A 2236-nucleotide genomic window follows, 5' to 3' on the forward strand; every position below is an offset into this window, starting at 1 on the left:
GCTGTATACGCTCGCTCCAGTGGCGGGGCAGCCTTCGCCTGTTCTTCCTGCCGTGAATTCGGTGGAGGTGCGGTTACCAACGATTTCGGCCGGACTGGATCGTGATCGGATCGTACTGAGCGACAGTGGCTATAAATTGGATGTGGCGTCGTCAGATGCGTGGAGCGAGCCCCTGGCTTCCCAAATTGCGCATGTCCTTGCAGGTGAACTGGGACAGCGCCTCCCGGGCGTCAATCTCGTCGTTCAAAACGACGCCATTACCGGCACGCCTCAGGCGTTCGTGGAACTGGTCGTCAACCGTTTCTCGCGCGACGCGTCAGGGCAGGCGATTCTGGACGTACAGGCGGCGGTGCGCATGGCCAACGCGGACGACGGGGCGCCGTTCAATCGGCGAATTCTTCTGAGCGCGCCAGCAGGTTCCGGTACGAAGGGGCTGGTTGCGGCACTAAGCATTCTGCTCGGGCAGGCGGCGGATCAGATCGCAGCGCAGATCCGCGCTTTGCCGCCATCGGTGATGGCGCGATAGGGGGGAAGCCAATAGAGTTACTGGAGGGGCGTCCATCGTCAGTTAATTTCGGTGACGGGTGAGGCGAGTGTGGGCTGACCGTGCTTCCGCCTTAGGCATGGTTATCTGCCGAACATTATCCTTTAAACCCTGTCGTCGCAGGTAGGCACGGATGTCGTGACCCGTGATCACTCCGGCTTTGACCAGTTGATTTTCGGGCGTCCCGGAGCTTCGCACCGCGAGAATGCCTTACGAATGGCCTTACCGAGTTCCTCGTCGGACGCGGACAGGGGAGCGCGTATCCGCTTGTCCTGATGCTTCACATCGTCAGGTCAGGCGCGGTGTCCGCCAGCGCGCCGCTTGGTCGCCTTGAGAATAATGATATCGTCAACCTGGTAATGCCACGATGCGGAAACGTAATCGCTGCGTTTGCCGGTATAGACGACTTCCTTGTAGCCGTAGGTTCTGGCGATGTTCGGCCTCGAACGCCCGGTGCCATGCTTCGGAGACAACCTCCATCGCTTTGCGGGCATCAGAATCGATCGGCACGCCTGGCGTTTTGAAATACTCGCTGGTCTCGATGGCCTTGCGGAAGTTCTCGCCGATCCATTGCGGCGTAGTCTCCTCTCACGACGCATGAGCGCACCAGCCCGTGCGCGAGAAATACTGCCCGCCAAGTCTCAAATAATTCGATTGAGATATATTCCGCCGAAAGATAAATGGCTACTCGTTTTACGTGCAGCGGTATGGTCTGCTCGGGCCCGAGGTGAGGGTTATTCACGTGATTGCGTCGATCTCGAAGGTCAGAGGTCTATACACGGTGCCATAGAACGCCAGCTTGGCGGCGGCTCAGGTGGTGGTGGCCTGTGAGCGGAATCCGTGGGCAAATCCGGTTGTCACGGCTAAAATCAAGCCTGCGTTCCAGACGGCGCATAACCAGATCGAGCCGCTCGTCGACGCGGCGCGTGCAGGAGATCCGCGCAATCAGGCCGCGATCGAGACTGTTCGTGCAGATCACGCCCGTCGCCGTCGAGGACGTCTTCGCTTTGCTCAGGCCTCTGAAGGAGGGCAGGGCGTGCGGACCGGGCGTTCGCCCGCAAACGGCTAGGTGAGGGAAATACTGCGGTGCGGGCAGGGTAAGGGCTTCGGGCACTCCGACGGTGAGCTTTGAAAACAGGGTCGTAGTTCGGCTAAATACAGCGCTCACGGTTTCGTGACTGCACCAAGAAGGTTTTTAAGTAATTGATTTCGTTAGGTTTGTGGTGCCGGGTGAGGGATTTGAACCCCCGACCTTCGGTTTACAAAACCGCTGCACTACCACTGTGCTAACCCGGCGGAACGACGAAAATCCGTCGCTTCATGTAAGGCGCTTAACTGACAGGCCTGCGCTATACAGTCTCTTCGCGTCGCTTTTGGTGGTTTCAAAGCTCTCCGTCAAGCCGGTTCTGCTGTGTACGTCATGGTGCCCGGCAACCACATGCTTGTGGTGGGTAGTGAGATTTGGTCACAGAGCGTATCGCGGATCCGGAGCGAGCAATTATAGGTCTTAAAAGTAAACGCGGCTCTTGTTTGATCGGGTAAGGGCGTCTCGCCTCTTTCCTGGAAATGTAAAGCGCCACGCTCGCATGGCTCGGGACATTCTAGTCAGACGCATCAGCCTGGATATCGGTCGTCGAGCTGTAACAACTAGGGCCTGTTAGGTCTTGAGATGATCTGCCGTTGCTGCAATGC

Annotated in this window: 4 protein-coding genes and 1 tRNA gene; 2 read left to right on the top strand and 3 right to left on the bottom strand. The window is 58.1% G+C overall.

Features of this window, described 5'->3' with window-relative positions; all coding sequences use genetic code 11:
* The coding region (locus HK28_RS13425; protein WP_143217436.1) for a membrane integrity-associated transporter subunit PqiC at positions 1–526 on the top strand (526 nt) is incomplete at its 5' end.
* 167 nt (positions 527–693) lie between these two features.
* Here the strand turns inward: HK28_RS13425 and HK28_RS14560 are convergent.
* Both HK28_RS14560 and HK28_RS13435 read right to left on the bottom strand, forming a co-directional pair.
* The gene (locus HK28_RS14560; RefSeq protein WP_086645037.1) at positions 694–828 is read right to left on the bottom strand and encodes a contact-dependent growth inhibition system immunity protein; all 135 of its coding nucleotides are present in this window, start codon (positions 826–828) and stop codon (positions 694–696) included.
* A gap of 9 nt (positions 829–837) precedes the next feature.
* Positions 838–1038 (bottom strand): hypothetical protein, encoded by a 201-nt coding sequence (locus tag HK28_RS13435; RefSeq protein ID WP_143217437.1) that lies wholly within the window; start codon positions 1036–1038, stop codon positions 838–840.
* Between the two features lie 305 nt (positions 1039–1343).
* Here HK28_RS13435 and HK28_RS13440 point away from each other — a divergent pair, with 305 nt between their 5' ends.
* The gene (locus HK28_RS13440; RefSeq protein ID WP_086645039.1) at positions 1344–1613 is read left to right on the top strand and encodes a hypothetical protein; all 270 of its coding nucleotides are present in this window, start codon (positions 1344–1346) and stop codon (positions 1611–1613) included.
* Between the two features lie 152 nt (positions 1614–1765).
* Here the strand turns inward: HK28_RS13440 and HK28_RS13445 are convergent.
* Positions 1766–1840, bottom strand: a tRNA-Thr gene (locus tag HK28_RS13445).
* Between the last annotated feature and the right edge of the window lie 396 nt (positions 1841–2236).

The sequence above is a fragment of the Acetobacter sp. DsW_063 genome, from assembly GCF_002153745.1.
In the GTDB taxonomy this organism is placed as follows: Bacteria; Pseudomonadota; Alphaproteobacteria; order Acetobacterales; family Acetobacteraceae; genus Acetobacter.

Coding starts and splice junctions, on each gene's coding strand:
- HK28_RS13435 (WP_143217437.1), bottom strand. CDS start 1,038: ATGCCCGCAAAGCGATGGAGGTTGTCTCCGAAGCATGGCACCGGGCGT.